This is a genomic window from Moraxella sp. CTOTU47616 (assembly GCF_032017465.1).
GTDB lineage: Bacteria > Pseudomonadota > Gammaproteobacteria > Pseudomonadales > Moraxellaceae > Faucicola > Faucicola tetraodonis.
The window spans coordinates 111,299-133,304 of the sequence record NZ_DALZPU010000007.1 but is presented as its reverse complement, the minus strand read 5'-3'; the positions used below and the strand labels follow the sequence as shown (position 1 = coordinate 133,304).

General features: G+C 43.0%; 17 protein-coding genes and 2 pseudogenes. 9 read left to right on the top strand and 10 right to left on the bottom strand.

Features of this window, described 5'->3' with window-relative positions:
* Nucleotides 1-175: 175 nt before the first annotated feature.
* From dnaK to RTS10_RS09090, 5 genes are all read right to left on the bottom strand, one after another.
* On the bottom strand, nucleotides 176-2,098 hold the full coding sequence (dnaK, locus tag RTS10_RS09110; protein WP_309593310.1) for a molecular chaperone DnaK: 1,923 nt from the start codon (nucleotides 2,096-2,098) through the stop codon (nucleotides 176-178).
* Between the two features lie 161 nt (nucleotides 2,099-2,259).
* Nucleotides 2,260-2,841 carry a nucleotide exchange factor GrpE gene (gene grpE / locus RTS10_RS09105; RefSeq protein ID WP_312540057.1) on the bottom strand — a complete coding sequence of 194 codons (582 nt, stop codon included), beginning with the start codon at nucleotides 2,839-2,841 and terminating at the stop codon, nucleotides 2,260-2,262.
* 212 nt (nucleotides 2,842-3,053) lie between these two features.
* Complete coding sequence (locus tag RTS10_RS09100) at nucleotides 3,054-3,659, bottom strand: L-threonylcarbamoyladenylate synthase (protein WP_219331731.1); 606 nt, start codon at nucleotides 3,657-3,659, stop codon at nucleotides 3,054-3,056.
* Between the two features lie 48 nt (nucleotides 3,660-3,707).
* A complete protein-coding gene (dprA, locus tag RTS10_RS09095; RefSeq protein WP_312523195.1) occupies nucleotides 3,708-4,937 on the bottom strand; it encodes a DNA-processing protein DprA in 1,230 nt (409 codons plus the stop codon).
* Nucleotides 4,938-5,106: 169 nt separating this feature from the next.
* Nucleotides 5,107-6,210, bottom strand: coding sequence for a LysM peptidoglycan-binding domain-containing protein (locus RTS10_RS09090; protein WP_312523193.1), 1,104 nt, complete (start codon nucleotides 6,208-6,210; stop codon nucleotides 5,107-5,109).
* 374 nt (nucleotides 6,211-6,584) lie between these two features.
* On the opposite strand from RTS10_RS09090, the gene def reads away from it, so the two are divergent.
* Together def and hisB are read left to right on the top strand one after the other, a co-directional pair.
* On the top strand, nucleotides 6,585-7,115 hold the full coding sequence (gene def, locus RTS10_RS09085; protein WP_060994951.1) for a peptide deformylase: 531 nt from the start codon (nucleotides 6,585-6,587) through the stop codon (nucleotides 7,113-7,115).
* 22 nt (nucleotides 7,116-7,137) lie between these two features.
* Entirely contained in the window at nucleotides 7,138-7,740 is a 603-nt protein-coding gene (gene hisB, locus RTS10_RS09080; RefSeq protein WP_060994950.1) for an imidazoleglycerol-phosphate dehydratase HisB, read from the top strand.
* A 79-nt stretch (nucleotides 7,741-7,819) separates the two neighbouring features.
* On the opposite strand, the gene RTS10_RS09075 is transcribed toward hisB, so the two are convergent.
* Nucleotides 7,820-8,308, bottom strand: coding sequence for a YajQ family cyclic di-GMP-binding protein (locus RTS10_RS09075; RefSeq protein WP_036591734.1), 489 nt, complete (start codon nucleotides 8,306-8,308; stop codon nucleotides 7,820-7,822).
* 291 nt (nucleotides 8,309-8,599) lie between these two features.
* Between RTS10_RS09075 and RTS10_RS09070 the strand changes: the two genes are divergently transcribed.
* Nucleotides 8,600-9,346, top strand: a complete 747-nt coding sequence (locus tag RTS10_RS09070; RefSeq protein ID WP_312540056.1) for a glutathione peroxidase — start codon at nucleotides 8,600-8,602, stop codon at nucleotides 9,344-9,346.
* A gap of 47 nt (nucleotides 9,347-9,393) precedes the next feature.
* Here RTS10_RS09070 and RTS10_RS09065 read toward each other — a convergent pair whose 3' ends face one another.
* Nucleotides 9,394-11,367 carry an ATP-binding cassette domain-containing protein gene (locus RTS10_RS09065; protein ID WP_312540055.1) on the bottom strand — a complete coding sequence of 658 codons (1,974 nt, stop codon included), beginning with the start codon at nucleotides 11,365-11,367 and terminating at the stop codon, nucleotides 9,394-9,396.
* A gap of 134 nt (nucleotides 11,368-11,501) precedes the next feature.
* Between RTS10_RS09065 and erpA the strand changes: the two genes are divergently transcribed.
* The 4 genes from erpA (at nucleotide 11,502) to RTS10_RS09045 (ending at nucleotide 14,992) form a co-directional block, all read left to right on the top strand.
* Nucleotides 11,502-11,834 (top strand): iron-sulfur cluster insertion protein ErpA, encoded by a 333-nt coding sequence (erpA, locus tag RTS10_RS09060; RefSeq protein WP_065253985.1) that lies wholly within the window; start codon nucleotides 11,502-11,504, stop codon nucleotides 11,832-11,834.
* A gap of 385 nt (nucleotides 11,835-12,219) precedes the next feature.
* Nucleotides 12,220-12,576, top strand: coding sequence for a roadblock/LC7 domain-containing protein (locus RTS10_RS09055; protein WP_065253953.1), 357 nt, complete (start codon nucleotides 12,220-12,222; stop codon nucleotides 12,574-12,576).
* Nucleotides 12,577-12,781: 205 nt separating this feature from the next.
* On the top strand, nucleotides 12,782-14,347 hold the full coding sequence (gshA, locus tag RTS10_RS09050; RefSeq protein WP_312540054.1) for a glutamate--cysteine ligase: 1,566 nt from the start codon (nucleotides 12,782-12,784) through the stop codon (nucleotides 14,345-14,347).
* A gap of 120 nt (nucleotides 14,348-14,467) precedes the next feature.
* Nucleotides 14,468-14,992: a disulfide bond formation protein B gene (locus tag RTS10_RS09045; protein WP_065253951.1), complete on the top strand. Its 525-nt coding sequence runs from the start codon at nucleotides 14,468-14,470 to the stop codon at nucleotides 14,990-14,992.
* Between the two features lie 76 nt (nucleotides 14,993-15,068).
* On the opposite strand, the gene guaA is transcribed toward RTS10_RS09045, so the two are convergent.
* Nucleotides 15,069-16,652 (bottom strand): glutamine-hydrolyzing GMP synthase, encoded by a 1,584-nt coding sequence (guaA, locus tag RTS10_RS09040; RefSeq protein WP_203171258.1) that lies wholly within the window; start codon nucleotides 16,650-16,652, stop codon nucleotides 15,069-15,071.
* A gap of 488 nt (nucleotides 16,653-17,140) precedes the next feature.
* Between guaA and RTS10_RS11015 the strand changes: the two are divergent.
* Both RTS10_RS11015 and RTS10_RS11010 read left to right on the top strand, forming a co-directional pair.
* Nucleotides 17,141-17,605: pseudogene (locus RTS10_RS11015) on the top strand (hypothetical protein); the annotation flags it as partial.
* Between the two features lie 66 nt (nucleotides 17,606-17,671).
* A pseudogene (locus tag RTS10_RS11010) lies at nucleotides 17,672-18,034 on the top strand (glycine zipper domain-containing protein); the annotation flags it as partial.
* 539 nt (nucleotides 18,035-18,573) lie between these two features.
* Here the strand turns inward: RTS10_RS11010 and RTS10_RS09030 are convergent.
* Together RTS10_RS09030 and gyrB are read right to left on the bottom strand one after the other, a co-directional pair.
* Complete coding sequence (locus RTS10_RS09030; RefSeq protein ID WP_159373931.1) at nucleotides 18,574-19,164, bottom strand: manganese efflux pump MntP; 591 nt, start codon at nucleotides 19,162-19,164, stop codon at nucleotides 18,574-18,576.
* Between the two features lie 95 nt (nucleotides 19,165-19,259).
* A complete protein-coding gene (gene gyrB, locus RTS10_RS09025) occupies nucleotides 19,260-21,752 on the bottom strand; it encodes a DNA topoisomerase (ATP-hydrolyzing) subunit B (protein ID WP_219331741.1) in 2,493 nt (830 codons plus the stop codon).
* Between the last annotated feature and the right edge of the window lie 254 nt (nucleotides 21,753-22,006).

Below are 22,006 nucleotides of genomic sequence, written 5' to 3'. Positions count from 1 at the left end.
ATTCTTTCTAAGCTTCGTAACTTGTTTTACTTATTTGTAAACTCTTCGTCGCTCAATGGTGGCGTATTATACGTGAATTAGAATGGGTGTCAACACCTTTTTCTTAAAATTTTCAAATAAAATAAAAATACCGCCGTGCGGCGGTATTTTTATGATGCTGTAATCAGTGAACTGATTATTTGTTGTCATCTTTTACTTCGGTGAATTCTGCATCGACAACCCCATCATCTTGCTGGGTTTGTTGTGGCTGTGCATCACCCGCTTCTGCGGTAGCGCCTGGGTCAGCGTAGATTTTTTGACTAACCGGTAAGAAGGCATTGTCTAGAGCTTCAAGTTTTGACTTGATGTCATCTAGATTATCTTCTTTAACCGCCAATTCTAGCGCTTTGATAGCGTCTTCTACTGCGGTTTTATCGCTATCGGTTACTTTATCAGCGGCATCTTTCATGGCTTTTTGTACGCCATGAATACGACCATCTGCTTCGTTACGTACTTGCGCAAGTTCAGCAAATTTGGCATCTTCAGCGGCATTGGCTTCAGCATCACGAATCATTTGCTCGATTTCTGAGTCTGATAGACCTGAGTCGGCTTTAATTTGGATACTTTGTGCTTTACCAGTCCCTTTATCTTTCGCTGAGATATTCATGATGCCATCAGCGTTGATGTCAAAGGTAACTTCAATTTGTGGTACGCCACGCGGTGCGGGTGGAATATCGGTCAAATCGAAACGTCCAAGCAATTTGTTTTGTGCGGCAATTTTACGTTCACCTTGGTAGACCTGAATAGTTACTGCTGGTTGATTGTCATCCGCTGTAGAGAACACTTGTGATTTCTTGGTTGGAATCATGGTGTTTTTCTCAATGATTGGTGTCAACACGCCGCCCATGGTTTCGATACCTAGCGTTAACGGTGTCACATCAAGCAGTAGTACGTCAGTTTTGTCACCCGACAGTACCGCACCTTGAATCGCTGCACCCATCGCTACGGCTTCATCAGGATTCACATCTTTACGTGGCTCTTTGCCGAAAAATTCTTGAACACGTTGTTGTACCAGTGGCATACGGCTTTGACCACCTACCAAGATAACATCATCAATATCAGATGCTTTTAAGCCCGCGTCACTCAATGCGATTTTACAAGGCTCAATGGTACGGTTGACAAGCGCTTCAGTTAAGCTTTCTAACTTGGCACGAGTTACGTTTACCACTAAGTGTTTTGGACCTGTGGCATCGGCAGTAATGTACGGTAAGTTAATATCCGTGCTTTGTGAGCTTGAAAGTTCGATTTTTGCTTTCTCTGCCGCTTCTTTTAAGCGTTGCATTGCCAGTGGGTCACCTTTTAGGTTCACACTGTTTTCTTTTTTGAATTCTTCAACCAAGTAGTCAATTAAGGTTAAATCAAAGTCTTCACCGCCTAAAAAGGTGTCACCATTGGTTGAAAGCACTTCAAATTGCTGCTCGCCATCAACGTCTGCGATTTCGATGATTGAAATATCGAAAGTACCACCACCTAAGTCATAAACCGCAATCTTACGATCTGCACCGCCTTTCTTGTCCATACCGTAAGCTAAAGCTGCCGCTGTAGGTTCGTTGATGATACGTTTGACATCAAGACCTGCGATTTTACCGGCGTCTTTAGTAGCTTGACGTTGGCTGTCGTTGAAGTAAGCAGGGACCGTTACTACCGCTTCAGTGACACTTTCACCCAGATAATCTTCTGCAGTTTTTTTCATTTTTTTCAAAACTTCAGCAGAGATTTGGGGTGGTGCTAATTTTTTACCGTTGATGTCAACCCAAGCATCGCCATTGTCAGCTTTGACAATTTTATATGGCACCATGCCGATGTCTTTTTGCACGACTTTGTCTTCAAACTTGCGACCAATCAAACGCTTGATAGCAAATAAGGTATTTTGTGGGTTAGTTACCGCTTGGCGTTTGGCTGATTGACCCACTAAGATTTCGCCGTCATCTTTATAAGCAACGATTGATGGGGTGGTACGTGCGCCTTCAGCATTGTCGATGACTTTAACTTTGTCACCTTCCATCACTGCAACACATGAGTTGGTTGTACCTAAGTCAATACCAATAATTTTAGCCATAATTAAATTCTCCAATTTTTATTTTGATGGTAAGTGGTGATGAGCACCACATTGTCTTGTATTTTTATATCGGTTTACCGAGGGTTTTTTTCAAGCAGTTAGCAAAAGTTTTTTGCTACGCTTGTTACCAATCGGTCAATCCGTTGTTTACTGCTTGCCTACTAGCTGCCCACGCGAACCATGGCTGGGCGCAATAAACGCTCATTTAGCGTATAACCTTTTTGTAGTACTTGACCGACTTGGTTGGCGCTTGCCTCTGGGTCGATACCCACGGCTTCATGCAGGTCGGCATTAAATGTTTCGCCCTGTGGATTAACCACTTTAACGCCATATTTTTCTAGCACCGTAATCAGCGATTTGTGGGTAAGTTTGACGCCTTCAAGCACGGGATCATTGTCAGATTGGCTACTTTCAATTGCACGTTCAAGGTTATCCACGGTTTCTAATAGGTCTTTGGCAAACTTTTCTAAGGCAAATTTTTTGGTTTTTTCGGTTTCTTGCTCCATGCGGTTGCGCGCATTGTAGGCTTCAGCATTGGCACGGGCATGAGCTTCTTTGGCTTCTTTGACTTGACCTTCAAGCTCGGCAATACGCTGCTCGTAGGTGCTCAAATTGATGTCGCTAGGAATGGTTTTTTGCTCGTTACTTGGCTCAAACTGTTCCATGGCATCTTTTAACTCCGTTGAGACGGCGTCAGTTTGGTTATGCGGTTGCGTATTTTGGTTATTATCAGCTGAATTCATCAATCATCACTCCTATTATCAAGGTAACCGTCACCAAGGTAACAGTTACACGTTAAAACGGTTAAAGTTATTGGCTTTGATAATGGTGAATCCCTTTGATTTCAAGAGTGAGTCGCATTATTTGCGGGTCAAAATGGCGTTTTTCCTATGAAATCCACACTAAATTTGCGTATTTATGACATGAGAAGATAAAATTTGCTAAAAATAAGGTGTTAAGCGCGTACTTGTTGTTGGGTTAGGGCATCAAAAATTTGGCTAGGTCGAACAAATCCAAGGGTGTCGCCGAGTAAATAACCGATGGCATCACCAAAGTATTGATAAGCAGCCGCGAAATCAGTAGCAGGTGTCAAACCCGATAGGTTACAACTCGTGGATACCAAAAATCCAAACGGGTTATTGTGGTCTGCGTGGGCGATGTGATTGCAAAGCTTAGCAATCATCGGATGGCTAATCACTCGTATGGCTAAGCTATCTCGTCCACCTGTGACCCATTCGGGGATTTTGCCTTGCAATGTCGCAGGAATCGGTAACAACCAAGTGGTGGCTTGTGCATCGCTAGACTGCCAACTTGCCGCAATGCTATCAACTACTTGCTGTGGTAACGGCTGTAAGAATGGCTGAATATGCGCGATATCGCCTGTGATAACAATCATGCCTTTTTCGATTGGACGCTGTTTAATCGCTAAAATCTGTTTCACTGCGGTTTCGTTAAATGGATCACAGCCGATTCCCCACACCGCTTCGGTTGGATAAGCCAGTAGATTGCCGGCTTGTAAAAATTGCTGAACTGCATCGAGCTGGGTGTCATTAAATTGCATTATATACCTCGATTATTTGGTAGTTTTTTTGCTCATCGCTTATCAAAATTAAGGGCGGCAGCGCATATATAGACCGCCGCGCTGCATCACCAGTCCCATGAGCTCAAGCTCAATCAGCCAGCCCATAAGTGTCGCAATATCGGTGTGGGTCTTATCGACCAAGCTGTCTAAATCTTGCCCTACCCAATCGAGTTGATTAAGCAATTTCTGCAAATGCGGCGCCACATCCATCGCCAATGGCGCTTGGTGCGGCTGGGTATTTGACGCTGATTCGGACGGTAATTGAGGGCTATTGCTCACTGCCTGTGCAACTATCAGCGCTGGTTCAACCTCAGTGGCTTTGACAATCGGTGATTTAAAAATTGATAAATCTTCCAAAATTTGCGATGGATGATCGACCAAGGTCGCACCCTCACGAATCAATTGGTGGCAACCTTTGGCGTTGAGGTTGTCAATATGACTAGGAATAGCAAAAACTTGTTTGCCTTGCTCGTTGGCTTCTCTGGCCGTAATGAGCGAGCCGCTTTTGGCAGCGGCTTCTACAACCAGAGTTGCTAAACTTAGCCCAGCGACGAGACGATTGCGCCTTGGAAAATGGTAACGATTGCTTGGCATATCAGGCAATAATTCACTAATGACGCAGCCACCTGACGCAATAATATTGGCTTTAAGGCTGGCGTGATTTTTTGGATAACAATGTTTAATACCATTGCCCAGTACCGCAATAGTACCACCTTGTGTGCCAGTCATCTGTAGACTTAACGCACCTAAATGCGCTTGTTTGTCAATTCCTTCTGCCATGCCACTGGTGATCCATAAGCCTTCGTGCGCCAAATATTGCGCCATATCAAAGGCAATTTTTTCGGCATGTGGGCTAGGTTTACGACTCCCAACAATCGCCAATTGTGGTTGGCTTAAGGCAGATAAGTTGCCTTGATACAATAGCAAAGGGGGTGGGTCATAGATGTTTTTTAACTGAGTCGGATATAAAGGGTCATTATCAAACACCACACCATACTGCCCTTGTGATAGTTCTAATAGCGTATCATGCAAAAATTGGCTGGTTCGACTCGCGCTGATAAACTCAGCAAAGCGTTTGTGGTGATTATCATGCAAGCCCAGTGCTTGCCAGTCTGCCAGCTTGGCTTGAATCGCTTGTTCAGCGCTACCAAAACGCGCTACAAGCTTGTTATAAACAGGCACCGATAAGTTCACTAAATGCCATAACAATAAGGCAGCCTGCTGCGCCGGGTTTAAGTTAGGCTGATAGTCCTGCATCACGTATATTCCTTAGGCATGTATATGGCTTATGAATGTTTGCTATTATAAATTTTTCTCACAATAAAAACTTTAAAGACAGCAAAGCCAGTCAAGATGACTGGCTTTTGAACAATCGCTTACCCATCAAGCACAATCAAGGGCAAGTAAGCAAAGGTAAGCGAAAGCGTTAATTGCCGACCGCAGGCAGTAAAAAATCTTGCTCATGAATCGGTGATTCGGCATCGAGTACATAAGCGTAGCTAATATCGTTAAATGCTTTAAATACCATCACATGACCGATTTGCTCACTTGGCAAGCGTACTGCCCCACCTTTCACGCGTGAATATTCGTCCAAGACTAAAGCGCCTTTTTGATAAACCGTCAACACATCGCCTGGCTCAGCGCCTTGGCTGGTGCCCAAATTAATGGCTATCACCCCATCTCGACCGGCACTACTAATTGAGTTTAAAATGCGAATCACGCGACCGCCACGAGTAACGCTGGCAGGTTTTGGATAAAACGCGGGCGGCAAGTACTGACCGACTTCGACAAATACACGGTCACCTTCGCGCACTTCTTGACCATACGATTTTTTAAGCTCGATACTAGAAACACCGTTTGATGCTACGCTAGTGACGATACCTGCGGCAACTTGGGTGACTTCAAGACCGATGACTTTACGGGTGGTTGGGTCAACATACGGTTCGCCCTCACGATACACACCATAGCGTTGTCCCACAATGAGTGGCACGCCTTTGGCATAGATTTTGTTACCGACACCTGTGATAATGTTTTTATCTTTTGAAGCAAGCACATAGGGGGTAGTTTTAAAGTCATCAGGCGATACGATAATATTGCGCTCAAGCCATGTTTCAATGGCAGTCAAAGGAATCGCAGTGATACTACCTGCGGCACTCACCACGGTGGTTGTGGTGACTGGCGCGTTCATGGCTTTTTCAATGCCTGCACAGCCTTCACCCGTATCTACACCGACCAATTTTTGCCCTTTAATCACACATAAGATAATCACATCTTTTGGATAAATCAGATGCGGATTACGAATCTGCTTATTGGTCGCCCAAATTTCTTTCCAGCGCCACGGACTTTCTAAAAATTTACCGGAGATATCCCAAAGCGTATCACCTTTTTTTACCACATAACGGTTGGGAGCATCGGCTTTGATGCGAGGCGGCGGGTTGTTAGCAGCGGCTAGCGAAGTCACTGTCATACCTAGGGTTGCCAACAAAGCGAAGGATAATTTTTTCATTGTCGTGGTGTTATAGTTCTTCATAGCCCAATACTCAAGATTAACCGCTTAACGCTTTAAATGGCATACGCTTTACCATTACTTATAAACATCATAGCCAAATGTTGTGTTATGTGTCGCAAAATCACTCATAATTTGCGCTATGTAAATTTTGGTTAGCATAGCATAAAATAATTGGGGCTTCATAAATTTTCTCTTTAAATCGTTTTTTTAAATGATTTGGTTTTGGTAGATTTTAATCACTCAATCATTATCATTGATTATTTGCTATTGTGAAGCGATTGGTTTGCACCTATATATAAGTTATAGTAGCCAAACTTTAGCGTTTGCGTTACCCTATGCCAATTTTTTTAGATAATTTTTGCCTTATTATTTGCCTTATTAACAGTTGACCGATTATGACTTTACGTACCATTTTAAATTACCCAGACCCGAGGCTTCGTACCCTTGCCAAGCCTGTCACCCACTTTGGTGATGACCTAAAAACCTTGATTGATGATATGTTTGAAACCATGTATGCCGCCAAAGGTATTGGTTTGGCGGCGACACAAGTGGATGAGCACATTCAATTGGTAGTGATGGACTTATCTGAAGATGGCAGCCAGCCTCGGGTGTTTATCAACCCTGTTATCACCCCATTAGCCGATGAATTATATAGCTATGAAGAAGGGTGTTTGTCTGTGCCAGAGTATTATGACAAAGTCGATAGACCCAAACATGTCAGAATTGAGGCTGTCGACGCGCAGGGCAACCCGTTTGTTGAAGAAGCACAAGGCTTACTTGCCGTATGTATCCAACATGAAATTGACCACTTAAATGGTAAAGTTTTTGTGGATTATTTATCCAAGCTTAAACAAGACCGTGCGCGTGATAAAGTGCGTAAAGTTGTCAAACAGCGTGAAAAAGATGCTGAACATAAAAGACTGTGATTTTTAACTGTAAGGGAAAACCATGACCACTCGCCCATCGCGTATCGCTACTGTCACACGAAATACCGCCGAAACCCAAATCACCGTATCTATCAACCTTGACGGTACTGGTCAAGGCGCCATTGACACGGGTGTGCCATTTCTGGACCATATGCTTGACCAAATCAAACGACATGGCTTAATTGACATGGATATTACCTGTAACGGTGACACCCACATTGACGACCATCATAGTGTCGAAGATGTTGGTATTACGCTAGGTCAAGCCTTCAAACAAGCGATTGGTGACAAAAAAGGCATCGTGCGTTATGGACATTTTTATGCCCCACTCGATGAAAGCCTTAGCCGTGCGGTAGTGGATATTTCAGGTCGCCCTGGACTGCACATGGATATCCCGTTTACCCGTGCGATGATTGGTGGGTTTGATGTAGATTTGTTCAGTGAATTTTTCTATGGCTTTGTCAATCATGCCATGATAACTATTCATTTGGATAACTTGAAAGGCAAAAACAGCCATCACCAAATTGAAAGTACCTTTAAAGCCTTTGCTCGTGCGCTGCGTATGGCGGTGGAATATGATGAACGCGCACTCAATAGATTGCCGAGTACAAAAGAAAGTCTCTAATAGTAACCTGTAAAAATAAAAGCCCTGTTTAAGACAAGGGCTTTTTTTATGATAGTTGTTTTGTACTAATTTTTGCGTGCTAGTCTTTAAAATTATTAAATTGCAGTGGCACACCAAATTGTTTTTCTTTCAAAAACGCCATCGCTTGCTGTAGCGTGTCTTTTTTCTTATCATTGACTCGTACTTTATCGCCTTGAATCGCCGCCGATACTTTCAAATCCGACTCTTTTAATGCCTTGCTGATTTTTTTGGCGGTATCGCCATCAAGTCCATCTTTGAGATTGACCACCTTTTTCATTTGTTTGCCCGAGCCTTGATTATCCTGTGGGTCGAGTGACTGCAAATCTACCCCGCGTTTTATCATGTTTTTCTCAAGCATGGCATACACGTTTTCCATCTGCAACTCATTGTCTGCGGTGATGGTGATTTTTTTGTCTTTCTCATTGAGTTCTACTTTAATATCACTGCCCTTAAAGTCAAAACGGGTGGCGATTTCTTTCTCGGTGTTTTGCACGGCATGTTTAACTTCAAATAACTGTAATTCTGAAACCACGTCAAATGATGGCATGAGGTTTTCCTTATCAAATTTGTTGAATAAAATCTAAAAAATCTGCCCTATCATAACTGATTTTGTCAATTTTTAACAATTGACTAGCTAATTGACTAGCTATTAGCATCAAAGATAATTATGTAAAACAAATCATAAATTATATAATGATTTAAAATAATGATTAAAATAATTAACTTTTTAATAACGCTGATTACAGTTTTTTACCTTATTTGTTTGTATAATGAGTCAGCAAATAGGTGATTTACTAAAAAATGTAGTATAACAATTTACGATAATAAGGAGTAGGACATGGCGTTTAGCGATATGATTGGCAAACAAGTGCCAAGTGTGACTTTTCATACCCAACAGCAAGGCAAATGGGTGGATGTTACCACGGATGAATTATTTAAAGGCAAAAAAGTAGTATTATTCGCCTTACCCGGGGCATTTACGCCAACGTGTTCATCACTGCATTTACCGCGCTACAATGAATTGGCAACTGAATTTGCCAAACTAGGCGTTGATGACATCGTGTGTGTCTCAGTCAACGATACCTTTGTTATGAATGCTTGGGCCAAAGACCAAGACTGTAGCAATGTGACCGTGATGCCAGATGGTAACGGTGAGTTTGCTGAAGCGATGGGACGCTTAATTGATGACTCAGCAATTGGGTTTGGCAAACGTTCATGGCGTTATTCGATGCTGGTCGATGATGGTAAAATTGTCAAAATCTTTGACGAACCCCAAGACAGCGGCAGTGATGACCCATACGAAGTATCAGATGCTGATACTATGATTAAATATATCGACCCAAACTGGCAAGACAAACCCTCTGTCTCAATTTTTACCAAGCCTGGTTGCCCACATTGTGCCAAAGCCAAAGAAACGTTAACTCAAAAGGGCTTTCAGTTTGAAGAAATTGTACTTGGTAAAGATGCGAGTATTACCTCAGTGCGAGCCATTACTGGTCGTGAAACTACCCCACAGGTGTTTATCGGTGGCAAACACATCGGTGGTAATGATGACTTACAAAAATATTTTGCTGATGCAAAATAATGTTTGATTAAATAAAAAAAGACAGTCTAGGCTGTCTTTTTTATTGTCTAGTTAAAATTATTTTCCATCTCTTCAAGTGTTATCATCAAAGTCATCACATTTTCTTCGAATGCTTCAATTTGTCCTTTTAGCGTGGTTTGTTCATCGAGTAGCTTCAGTAAGGTGGCTTTATGGCTATCCTCATACAGACCTGCATCACCTAGCTTTTCTTCAATCTCACCTAGCTGCGCCATGAATTTTTCTAGTTGTTTTTCTTCGTTTTCGATTTTTTTACGGATGGGCGCGGTAAGTTTACGCTGTTCAGCGGATTTTTTGCGTTGTTCTTCTTTGGATAACGCATTGGGTACGTTAGACGTTTCACGTGAAACATCTGTTTTTTGGTGGGCTAATTTTTTGTCTTCGAGTTTTTTATTGTCGCTCGCTTGTTTGGCTTGCTGTTTACGGGTCTGTGATAACCACTGACTATAATAAGCGATGTCATTGTCAAAGATGTTACATTGCCCGTCATGCACCAAATATAGCTCATCGCAAACATTGGCTATCATTTCTCGGTCGTGTGATACCAGAATGACCGCCCCTTCAAATTCTTGCAAGGCCATGCTCAATGCTTGCCGCATCTCCAAATCTAGGTGGTTGGTCGGCTCGTCTAATACCAACACATTGGGACGCTGCCATACGATGAGCGCAAGGGTGAGTCTTGCCCGCTCACCGCCAGAGAACAACTTGCTTTTGGTATCAATGCGGTCACCGCGAAAGTCAAAACTCCCTAAAAACGCCCGTAAATCAGCGTCTGAAGTTTTGCCTGCGAGACGCTGCAGCATCAATATAGGTGATGCTTCTCCATCGAGGCTATCCATTTGGTGTTGGTTAAAATACCCCAGTACCAAACTATCTGCAGCTTTACGCGTCCCAGCCAAGATAGGCAACTCACCCACCAAGCCTTTAATGACCGTTGATTTGCCTGCGCCATTCATCCCTAGCAGACCGATGCGGCTGTCAGGGGTAATTTGTAGGCGAATATTCTCGATAAGTGGTACACCGTTGTAACCCACACTGGCATTGTCTAGCACCAATAATGGCGATGTTAATTGCACAGGGGATTTGAACCGAAACTGAAACGGGTTGTCCGCCATGATAGGCGCTAGCTCGGTCATCCGCTCCAGCTGTTTGACACGGGCTTGCGCTTGTTTGGCTTTAGAAGCTTTGGCTTTAAAACGGCGAATAAAATCTTCAAGGTGGGCGCGGGTTTCTTGCTGTTTTTCAAATTGTTGCTGCTGCTGGGCTAGGCGTTCACTACGGGTACGCACAAAGGTGCTGTAATTGCCTGTATAAAGGGTCATTTGTTGGTTTTCAATGTGCAAGATATTGCTCACTACATTATCCAAAAACGCTTGGTCATGCGAAATCATGAGTAACGTGCCGTCATAGGCTTTGAGCCATTCTTCAAGCCACAAAATGGCATCCAAATCCAAGTGATTGGTCGGCTCATCAAGCAACAATAAATCCGCACGGCTCATTAAGGTTTTGGCAAGGTTTAGGCGCATACGCCAGCCCCCTGAAAAACTACTCACAGGTTGGCTTTCTTGAGCAACATTAAACCCAAGTCCTGTCATGATTTGGGAGGCTTTTGCAGGGGTACTATAACCATGGATATCATCAAAGCGCGCGTGCACATGGGCAAGCTCATCTTCTGACAAGGTATCTGGATGGTTAATCTTATCTTGCAGCTCAAAGTATTCTTTGTCGCCACTGAGCACAAAATCTATCGCCGATTGGTCAGTGGTTTCAATCTCTTGCGCCATATGACCGATTTGCCAACTGTTTGGAACCGATAGACTGCCTGTGTCGAGTGCCAATTCGCCTTCGCCTTTTTGGGTCAATAGCGTCGCAAAAAAACTGGATTTACCTGTGCCATTGTTGCCTGTTAACCCGATTTTCCAACCTGGATGGATTTGCAAATTAACATCTTTAAATAATACCCGCCCATCACGGCGAATACTGGCATCTTTTAGTTCTATCATAATCGGCTCAAAACTCAAAAAATTTGACTAAAATTAAATGGGAAAAATTCTTGATAGTATAAAGCAAGCACCCCATAATAATAAAAAAGTTTTTATAAGGAATACCCCCGATGAGCGATACCGTAACTGATAGTATGGTTGATGGCATGACTTTAACCGATAATGCTGCTAAAAAAGTGCGTAACCTACGTGATTCAGAAGGCAATAACGACTTGATGCTGCGAGTATATGTGACGGGTGGTGGCTGTTCGGGTTTTTCGTATGGTTTTAATTTTGAAGAAAACTTGGGCGATGATGATGCTACCTTTAGTAACGATGATGTAGCATTGGTTGTTGATAGTTTGAGCTACCAATACCTACATGGCTCAACCATTGATTATGTGGAAGGATTAGAAGGCTCGCGTTTTACCGTCAACAATCCAAACGCCACCACGACTTGTGGTTGTGGTTCGTCATTTTCTATCTAGCTTTACTGGCTAATTTTACTGGGATTCTTTACCTAGTTCATTTGCATAATTAAAAGGCTTTAGCTTAAATATAGCCAGCAACTGTTAAGTTTAGCCTTTTAATTTTCATTCATCCTGTATTTGTTACCTTTGAACAAAATCATCTACATTTTTTCAGCGTTTATCAGATTTGATTTGTGTCGTTAGCCTTTATCCGTAATAATGATTTTATCAACAGCGTGATGACACTTAACCGTGTTATCATCAAGTACCCTAATATAGGTTGATATTAATTTATTGTTGTTAATTACTTAATGTTAAATGTTTTAATGATTTAAGTTTGTTAGCTAAGCAATTATTAATAAGCAATCTTTATTATTCATTTAATAATACCAAGGAGCTTATCATGGCTAAATTATCTTTAGACTCACTCAATAACATCGACGGTTTCATTGCAGCTGCATTGGTTGACAGCGAATCAGGTCTAGCACTTGCCTCAACCGGTAATGGTATCGACCTTGAAGTTGCAGCAGCGGGTAACACTGAAGTGGTACGTGCAAAACGTAAAACTGCTAAAGCATTAGGTCTTAACGACAAGATCGAAGATATCCTAATCACATTAAGTAAACAATATCACTTAATCCGTCCGCTAGTCCGTAATGAAAACCTATTTTTGTACCTAGTACTTGATCGCCAAAAATCAAACCTAGCTATGGCGCGTCATGAATTAAAAGGGTTTGAGACTGAATTAGATTTCTCTTAATGCTTTTTTGATTAAAAGTTTCAGGTAAAAATTATCACTTAATCAAATAATGGGATAGTTTTTATCATACCCACGGTATTTACTGTGGGTTTTTTACGTTTGGCGATTATTGCAATTGGTAATTTCGTCATCACGATATTTTGATAGTGTTTGCCTAAATTTGGTGGCATAATTTCACACAATTAAAAATAATATTAGGATAACTATGACTCAAGCGCCTCAAACTTGTACTTCTTTGCAGCTACCTACTTGGCTGACCGCTGAAAACATCCATGGCATGCTACGGGGTATCGAAAAAGAAGGCTTACGTATGAGCCCTGAGGGATATATCGCCACTACCCCACACCCTGCCAAGCTCGGCTCAAAACTCACTCACCCTTTTATTACTACTGACTACGCCGAAAGCTTGTTAGAGCTAATTACTGAGCCAAAAGCCACGGTGAAAGAAGCGCTTGATATGCTGCGTGATTTGCATATTGTGGTACAAAATGCTTTGACCGATGATGAGCTATTTTGGTCGATGTCGATGCCTTGTATGATTTCGGGCGATGAAGATATTTTGCTGGCCGACTATGGCACCTCAAACTCAGGTAGACTAAAAAACCTCTATCGTCACGGTCTAGGCATCCGCTATGGTCGCCGTATGCAGACCATTGCTGGATTGCATTATAATTTATCATTTGGTGATAATTTATTCACCGCTTGGCAACAGCAGTTAGGTGATACCCAGCCATTAACTGAATTTAAAAATGAAAAATACTTGGGTCTGATTCGTAACTTCAAACGTCTAAGTGGTATGGTGCTGTACTTGGTTGGTGCAAGTCCTGCCGTGTGCGCGTGTTTTTTAAAGGGTCGCGAGCATCCGCTACAGCCAATGAACGCATCAACTTACTATTTACCCAATGCTACCTCTCTGCGCATGGGCAAACTGGGTTATCAAAATAGTGTACAAGATGATTTAGATATCCGCTACAACAGTCTCGATGAATATGTCGCAGGTTTGCGTAATGCCATCCACACGCCGCATCCTAATTTTAGCGCGTTGGGACTCGATGACGACAACGGCTATCCCATTCAAATCAATGACCATATTTTGCAGATTGAAAACGAGTACTACAGCCCGATTCGACCCAAACAAATTACCCAACCTGGCGAAAACCCCAGTGATGCCTTAGCCAAGCGCGGTATCGCTTATGTGGAACTCCGAGCGATTGACTTAGATCCGTACAGCGAAATCGGTATCAGCTTAAATACCGCCTGTTTTATGGAAATTTTGGCATTGTACTGTCTATTGCTAGATAGTCCTGACTTATTGCCCGATGAAGATGCCCTACTTGCTCAAAACCAAGAAAAAATCGTCAATCAAGGGCGCGAGCCAAACTTAATGATTGATACAGTAGCTGGGCAAGTCGCATTTAAAGACTGGCTACTACAGCATCTGCTAGGTATGCGTAAGCTATCAGAACTCATGGATGTCACCTATGGTAGCAATGATTACCGCAATGCGTGGCAATCGATGATGGCAAAAGCGCAAAATCCAGACAATACCCTGTCAGCGCAAGTATTAGTCGATACCGAACGCTTTGATAGTAGCTGGCAGTTTGGTAAGTCACTGGCGCAAATGCATGCCAATCGCTTAAGACATCAAGGATTGGTCCCTGAGCAAATGACTTACTTTGAGCAGCTTGCCAAAAACTCTGTGCGTGAGCAAGCCGATATCGAGCAGAATGACACACAAGATTTTTATGCCTATGTGGGTCAATTTCGCTAGTTAGCAGGTGCTAGTAATCAGATATTGTTGGACTGATTATTTTTTAGGGTTAAATTTCTAAAATTCTAAGCGCTATGGTTTGGCTTATTCTTTTTCACTAAATTGTTTGATGGTTTTTTTATGCGTGATGCTTCATTGACCCACAGCTTGTTAAGTTATCGGGGACTGGCAGGACTATTGACGTTAGCCAGTATTATTGGCATGAGTTTCGCCTATTTTTATTTGCAAGGGGTGGTAAAATTAGACCCGTGTCCGCTGTGTATCTTTCAGCGAGTGGGTTTAATTGTGATGGGGATTTTTGCATTTATCGCCTTTTTACTCAATCCAAAACAAGCTTGGGCAAAGATTTTGTTGATGTTTGGCGCGCTGCTCGGCATTTTGTGGTCAATTGCTGTGGCGATTCGCCATGTATGGATTCAACACCTGCCACCTGACCAAGTCCCCTCATGTGGTCCTGGGCTAGACTATTGGATGGATACGCTGCCGATTGCTCAAGTGTTGAAAGAAGTATTTAAAGGTTCTGGCGAGTGTGCGGTGATTGACTGGACGTTTTTAGGCTTTAGTATCCCAGAATTATCACTGGGGTTTTTTAGCATTTTATTGATAATGATTATTTTGGCGATCCGTAAAAGCAATACTCGATAACACTATCGGTCGTGGTCTAAAACCATAAAAAAGGCGATAATCAATCGCCTTTTTTTATTAGCTTTTTTTAGTCGCTTTATTCCCATTCAATGGTCGCTGGTGGCTTACTTGAGATATCGTAGGTCACACGTGATACTTCTTTGATTTCATTCATGATGCGATTAGACACTGTTTCAATCAAATCATACGGCAAATGGGCAAAACGCGCTGTCATAAAGTCGATGGTTTCAACCGCCCGTAACGCAATCACCCACGCATAGCGGCGACCATCACCGACCACGCCCACTGATTTTACCGGTTGGAACACCGCAAACGCTTGTGCGGTTTTCTCATACCAACCAGATTTTTCCAACTCTTGCATAAAGATGGCATCGGCTTGACGCAAAATATCGGCATATTCTTTTTTCACTTCACCCAAGATACGCACGCCTAGACCTGGACCTGGGAAAGGATGACGATAAATCATTTTTTCAGGTAGCCCTAATGTCACACCGAGCTTACGCACTTCATCTTTAAACAAATCACGTAAGGGTTCAATAAGTTTGAACTGCAAATCGTCTGGCAAGCCACCGACATTGTGGTGCGACTTGATCACATGTGCTTTGCCTTGGTGACTTTTTGCCGATTCAATGACATCGGGGTAAATGGTACCTTGTGCCAAGAATTGAATGCCTTTGCCCTCACCCGACAGTTCACGTGCGGTATCTGCAAACACATCGATAAAGGTTTTACCAATGATTTTACGTTTGGCTTCTGGATCGCTAACGCCGGCTAATGCGGTCAAAAAACGTTCCTCAGCATCCACGCGAATGACTTTAACGCCCATGTTTTCAGCAAAGATTTGCATCACTTGGTCGCCTTCATGGAGCCGTAACAAACCATTATCAACAAACACACAAGTTAGCTGCTCGCCAATCGCTTTGTGAAGCAGTGCGGCTACCACCGAGCTATCTACGCCGCCCGAAAGTCCCAACAACACTTGCTCATCACCAATTTGTTCTTTTAACTGCGCCACACGCATCTCAATGATGTTATCCGGTGTCCACGCATTGGCACAGCCACAGATTTGGTGCACAAATCGGCTAATCAATGCTTCACCTTGCAGCGTATGGGTCACTTCTGGATGAAACTGCACCCCGTAATAATGCTTGCTTTCATTTGCCATCGCAGCAATTGGACAGCTTGGGGTTATCGCAGTTACTTCAAAGCCTGCAGGTAACTCAACAACTTTATCGCCATGACTCATCCAAACGTGTAATTTGTTGGGCTCATCTTCAATGCCTTTAAAAAAGCTATCTTGAGCGGTTTTTTCAATGATAGCAGCGCCAAACTCTTGGTGACTACTGGCTTCAATTTTGCCACCAAACTGATCTGCCATCGCTTGCATACCATAGCAAATGCCTAGTACCGGCACATTGATATCAAATACGGCGTCGTTAATTTTTGGGCTATTTTCTGCATACACGCTCTCTGGACCGCCCGATAAAATAACCCCTTTTGCACCAAAGTCGTGAATGCGCCGTGCTTCGATATCGTATGGGTACATTTCACAGAATACCCCTGCTTCACGCACGCGGCGCGCAATCAGTTGACTGTACTGTGAACCATAATCCAATACCAAGATACGGTCTTGTTTGATTGAGTTGTTGGATGTTGACATACAAGCCTCTTTAAATTTAGGTAAATAGCTTAACTGAACCGATGCTAACAGGTTTCAAAAATTTATGGGTATTGTACCAATTAACGGCTTTATTTGCTGATTTTTATAGAGTGAAAAATGGCTACATGAATGTTTTGAGTAAAAATTTTCCCTAAAAAATTTCTCTCATAAACGGTCTTTACCTACATTTTTTTGCATCACTTTCACCAATTGATTATCTTTGTTACACAAACATCATCTAAGAGGCTTTAGGTTTACCAAACTCTACGAAAAAATTGCTGATATTGCTACAGAGTAGACGCAAAAATTTATTATTATGAAACGGTAATAACCGAAAACGGTTTTACGAAAAATTGATTTTAATTTATGCATTTTAAGTTAACGTCACGTTTAATTGTTTTTCGACAATAAAAATAACAGCCATATTAAAAATTTTTTCTAAAAACTGGTATGGCTTGGATAAAAAAACTTCAAATGAGGATACAATCATGGTAGATAATATTAATAATTCAGACTTAAACCGCGACCCTATCACTGGTGAACCAGGTTCACATCCAATCGGTACTGCAGTAGGCGGTATGGGTGGTGCTGCTGCAGGTGCAGCCATCGGTGCGATCGGGGGCCCGTTAGGTATGTTAATTGGTGGCGCAATTGGTGCCATCGCTGGTGGTGCTGCAGGTCATGCCGCAGGTGAAGCGATTGACCCAACTATTGAAGATACTTATTGGAACGATACCTATACACAAACAACCTATTATAGAGATGGTTATGATTATACCACTGACTATCAACCAGCTTATGCCGTCGGTTATGCCAATCGTGCAAAATACCCAGCCGGTACAACGTTTGACAGTGTTGAATCAGACCTTGAACGTAGCTGGCATGAAGTAAAAGGGAATTCACGTCTTGCATGGGAAGATGCAAAAGAAGCCATTCGTGATGGTTGGGATAGAACAGATGCTCGTATTGCTGGTCAAGAATATTCACCACGTCTTCGTACAGTAGATGGCTATGCAGAAGGTGAAGAAAAAGGTCATCCTGTTGCTACGGGTACAGGTGCATTAGGTGGTGCCGCAGCTGGTGCAGCCGTTGGTTCAGTAGCCGGTCCTGTTGGTACCTTAGTGGGTGGCGCTATCGGCGCAGTAGCAGGTAGTGCTGCAGGTCATGAAGTTGGTGAAGCAGTCAATCCTACTACTGCTGAAGATGCTTACGAAAAACCTCATCCAGTTGCCAGTGGTTCTGGAGCACTAGGCGGTGCAGCAGCCGGTGCAGCCGTTGGTTCAGTAGCGGGTCCTGTCGGTACCTTAGTGGGTGGCGCGATTGGCGCTGTAGCTGGCGGGGCAGCAGGTCATGAAGTCGGTGAAGCAGTCAATCCAACTGAAGCAGGCGAACAACGTAAAGAAGCTAACCCTGTTGCCAGTGGTACAGGTATGGCAGCCGGTGCCGCTACAGGCGCAGCGATTGGTGCGGTAGGTGGTCCCGTAGGTTCAGTGGTGGGTGGTGCAATTGGTGCCGTAGCAGGTGCAGCCACAGGTAATGCCGTAGCAAATACGCTTGAAGGTAATACAGAAGAAGATACCTACTGGCGCAATAACTACAATACCACGACTTACTATACCCAAGGCTATGATTACGATACCGACTATCGCTCAGCGTATGATTATGGTTACCGTGCCCGTCATCATTTTAATACCGCTAATGAGTTTGAAAGTGTTGAAAATGACTTACGTAATGATTGGGAACAATTCAAAGGTAGTTCTCGTTTGACTTGGGACCAAGCTCGCCTAGCAGCCCGTGATGCCTGGTATCGTATTGAGCGTTAATCTTTCGATTAAGTTAGCTTAAAATGAAAAAGACTTTCATTAATTTGAAAGTCTTTTTTATTTGAACTGTTAAAATCCGAGACAAAAAAGCTGGTCTATTAAATTACCATTTTGATGCCAATACCGATTAATACTAGCCCACCAAAAATTTCAGCCTTACTTTCTAGCCACGTGCCTGATTGCTTGCCCATAAATACGCCGATAAAGCTAAAAATACCTGTTACCACGGCAATTACCGCACAGGATACATAAGGATTGACTGGGATTAAATTTAAGGTAAATCCAGCTGCCATTGCATCAATACTGGTTGCAATCGCTAAAGTAGTCATGGTTTTATGCGTGATGACAACATTGGCATCATTGGCGATATCTAAAGCAATATTGTGCGGGGTGGAATCTTGTGATGCAGCATCTTCATCATCGCCAGATAAGGCTTCATACAGCATTTTTCCACCAAGCCCCACCAAAATAATGCACGCTATCCAAGGCGCCCAATTTGCGATAAATCCTAAGATTGAACGTCCACCGAGATAACCAATCAAAGGCATTAAACCTTGAAAGACGCCAAAATATACGCCTGCCATGACCGCAATTTTGGTCGTATCTTGGCGGTGTTTGGCACCGAGTCCAATCGCTACAGCAAAGGCATCCATCGATAAGGCTATCGCTAGCAGTAATAAGGCAATCATGTGATATCTCTTCTAAAAATTCAAGCTGAAATAAAACCACCTTATTACAACATAAGGTGGTTTCCATTGTATTAAAACACGACCCTAAAATTGGGTTAAATATCTAAGTTAGTCACCGTTAACGCATTCTCCTCAATAAAGGCACGACGCGGTTCTACATCATCCCCCATCAGACACGAGAATAAATGATCAGCAGCAATCGCATCTTCAATGGTGACTTTTAGCATATGGCGATTTTCTGGATCCATCGTGGTTTCCCATAATTGATCAGCGTTCATCTCGCCCAACCCTTTATAACGCTGAATCGCTAAACCACGGCGCGCATCACTCATAATAAATTGCCATAGATAACCCATGTCTTTGATCGGCAGTTTTTTATCGCCTTTAGCGACATAAGCGGTATCTGATAACATGTCTTTCCATTGGCTGGTTAAGCGATGCAAACGGCTATACTCACCTGAACCAATAAATGCGGTATCTAATAAGTACGCGTGTGGCAACTGATGGATAAAAATCGTCACGCGCGGTAGATAATAGGTTTTTTGATGATCGCCTTCTTGTTTGCTAAAGGACTCTAATTCAATTTGTGGGTCTAATCCGTCTGCCGTCACTGCTAGATTCTGCGCTAACGCTTCTACCCAATTTCGCATTTGCGCTTCATCTTCAATCATCGGTATGCTAAGTTTGCTGGTGATTGCCAACGCATCCAATACGGCGCTTGGATATTTGATTTGCAAACGGTTTTTGATGGTCTGAGTTTGGTTATAATCATTGAGCAAGGTTTCTAGCGCTTGACCTGTGACCGCAGGCGTACCTTCACTCAAATGCAACTGGGTATCATCAATGGTTGACGACAATAAATAGGCCTTTAACGCTTCATCATCTTTGACATACAATTCTTGGCGACCTTTTTTCACTTTATACAGCGGTGGCTGCGCAATATAAATATGACCACGTTCTAATAGCTCTGGGGTTTGACGGAAAAAGAACGTCAGGAGCAAGGTGCGAATATGTGAACCATCCACGTCCGCATCGGTCATGATGATAATTTTGTGATAGCGTAATTTGTCAGGATTGTACTCATCAGGCCCGATGCCTGTACCCAATGCGGTAATCAAGGTACCCACTTCTTGCGACGATAGCATCTTATCAAAACGCGCACGTTCTACGTTTAGAATTTTACCTTTCAGCGGTAAAATCGCCTGCATCTTACGGTTACGCCCTTGTTTCGCAGAACCGCCTGCCGAGTCCCCTTCCACAATGTACAGCTCTGACATCGCAGGGTCTTTTTCTTGGCAATCAGCAAGTTTGCCGGGCAGACCTGCGATATCAAGTGTCGTTTTACGGCGAGTCATTTCACGAGCTTTACGCGCAGCTTCTCGAGCACGGGCGGCATCGATGATTTTACCAGCAATCCCTTTGGCCGCATTGGGATTTTCAAGCAAGTAAGCGCTAAACTTATCGTGCATGGCTGATTCAACCGCGGGTTTGACTTCACTCGATACCAGTTTGTCTTTGGTTTGGCTTGAGAATTTTGGGTCAGGTACTTTGACAGAAATAATCGCCGTTAGACCTTCCCGCGCATCGTCACCTGTTACCGCAACTTTTTCTTTTTTCATCAAGTTTTCGCTATCCATATAGCTATTTAGGCAGCGTGTTAATGCCGAACGAAAACCAGAAAGGTGGGTACCGCCATCTTTTTGCGGAATATTATTGGTAAAGCATAATACTTTTTCGTTGTAGCTATCTGTCCATTGCAATGCTACTTCGACGCTGATACCGTCATTTTCTTCACTGGTAAAATGAAACACCTCATTTAGCCCAGTTTTGCCCGCATTGATGTAATGGACGAACTCAGATAGACCGCCAACGTGTTCAAACTCATGGCGTTTGTCATCGCGCTCATCCGTCAATACGATGCGTACACCCGAGTTTAAAAACGACAATTCGCGTAAACGCTTGGCGAGAATTTCAAAATCAAAAATCGTGCCTGTAAAAATATCATCGCTTGGATAAAAACGCACTTGTGTGCCTGTTTGCTGGGTGGTTTCAAGCTGCTCGATAGGCGCTACAGGCTCACCATCAGCATACGTTTGGCTATAGTGGTAGCCATCACGCCAGATATCGAGCACCAGTTTTTTTGATAACGCATTAACCACTGACACACCAACACCGTGCAAACCACCTGAGACTTTATAACTGTTGTCGTCAAATTTACCGCCCGCATGCAGTACTGTCATGATAACCTGCGCGGCTGACACCCCTTCTTCTGGGTGAATATCGACAGGAATACCGCGTCCATTGTCTTTGACGCTGACCGATTCATCTTCGTGGATGATGATGTCAATTTGATCACAGTGACCCGCCAAGGCTTCATCAATGGCGTTATCCACCACTTCAAACACCATATGATGCAAACCTGTGCCATCGTCGGTATCGCCAATGTACATACCAGGGCGTACACGCACGGCTTCTAAGCCACGAAGTACGCGGATACTATCAGAACCATAGGCTTTACTTTCTTGTTGACTTGATTGGGTAATAGATTGTTGTGTCTGATCGGCTACATTCGCAGATGTATCAGTCATGATGACTCCATAAGTTTTGCATGGCAAAAACGTCAGAACATACTCGATTTTATGGTCAAAATCGTTGATTTTTTTCTTAGTTTTTTGGCGAAAAATAAAGGGTTTATTGTAGCAAATTTTAGGGGAAAAGTCACTGAATATCCCTGCTTATGAGAGGTAAAATAGTGATTTAGCTCAGCTAAAAAGAGAGAGTTTAAGTTACATCAGTTTGAAAAAATACTTAATCATCTAACGTTAGTCACCTAAAAATATTA

What these genes read in the sequence shown, in the direction of transcription:
- RTS10_RS09065 (WP_312540055.1), bottom strand. Translation starts at nt 11,367, where the DNA reads ATGATAGAACTAAAAGATGCCAGTATTCGCCGTGATGGGCGGGTATTA.
- erpA (WP_065253985.1), top strand. Translation starts at nt 11,502, where the DNA reads ATGGTTGATGGCATGACTTTAACCGATAATGCTGCTAAAAAAGTGCGT.
- RTS10_RS09055 (WP_065253953.1), top strand. Translation starts at nt 12,220, where the DNA reads ATGGCTAAATTATCTTTAGACTCACTCAATAACATCGACGGTTTCATT.
- def (WP_060994951.1), top strand. Translation starts at nt 6,585, where the DNA reads ATGACTTTACGTACCATTTTAAATTACCCAGACCCGAGGCTTCGTACC.
- gyrB (WP_219331741.1), bottom strand. Translation starts at nt 21,752, where the DNA reads ATGACTGATACATCTGCGAATGTAGCCGATCAGACACAACAATCTATT.
- grpE (WP_312540057.1), bottom strand. Translation starts at nt 2,841, where the DNA reads ATGAATTCAGCTGATAATAACCAAAATACGCAACCGCATAACCAAACT.
- dnaK (WP_309593310.1), bottom strand. Translation starts at nt 2,098, where the DNA reads ATGGCTAAAATTATTGGTATTGACTTAGGTACAACCAACTCATGTGTT.
- RTS10_RS09090 (WP_312523193.1), bottom strand. Translation starts at nt 6,210, where the DNA reads ATGAAGAACTATAACACCACGACAATGAAAAAATTATCCTTCGCTTTG.
- RTS10_RS09045 (WP_065253951.1), top strand. Translation starts at nt 14,468, where the DNA reads ATGCGTGATGCTTCATTGACCCACAGCTTGTTAAGTTATCGGGGACTG.
- guaA (WP_203171258.1), bottom strand. Translation starts at nt 16,652, where the DNA reads ATGTCAACATCCAACAACTCAATCAAACAAGACCGTATCTTGGTATTG.
- gshA (WP_312540054.1), top strand. Translation starts at nt 12,782, where the DNA reads ATGACTCAAGCGCCTCAAACTTGTACTTCTTTGCAGCTACCTACTTGG.
- dprA (WP_312523195.1), bottom strand. Translation starts at nt 4,937, where the DNA reads ATGCAGGACTATCAGCCTAACTTAAACCCGGCGCAGCAGGCTGCCTTA.
- RTS10_RS09075 (WP_036591734.1), bottom strand. Translation starts at nt 8,308, where the DNA reads ATGCCATCATTTGACGTGGTTTCAGAATTACAGTTATTTGAAGTTAAA.
- RTS10_RS09100 (WP_219331731.1), bottom strand. Translation starts at nt 3,659, where the DNA reads ATGCAATTTAATGACACCCAGCTCGATGCAGTTCAGCAATTTTTACAA.
- RTS10_RS09070 (WP_312540056.1), top strand. Translation starts at nt 8,600, where the DNA reads ATGGCGTTTAGCGATATGATTGGCAAACAAGTGCCAAGTGTGACTTTT.
- RTS10_RS09030 (WP_159373931.1), bottom strand. Translation starts at nt 19,164, where the DNA reads ATGATTGCCTTATTACTGCTAGCGATAGCCTTATCGATGGATGCCTTT.
- hisB (WP_060994950.1), top strand. Translation starts at nt 7,138, where the DNA reads ATGACCACTCGCCCATCGCGTATCGCTACTGTCACACGAAATACCGCC.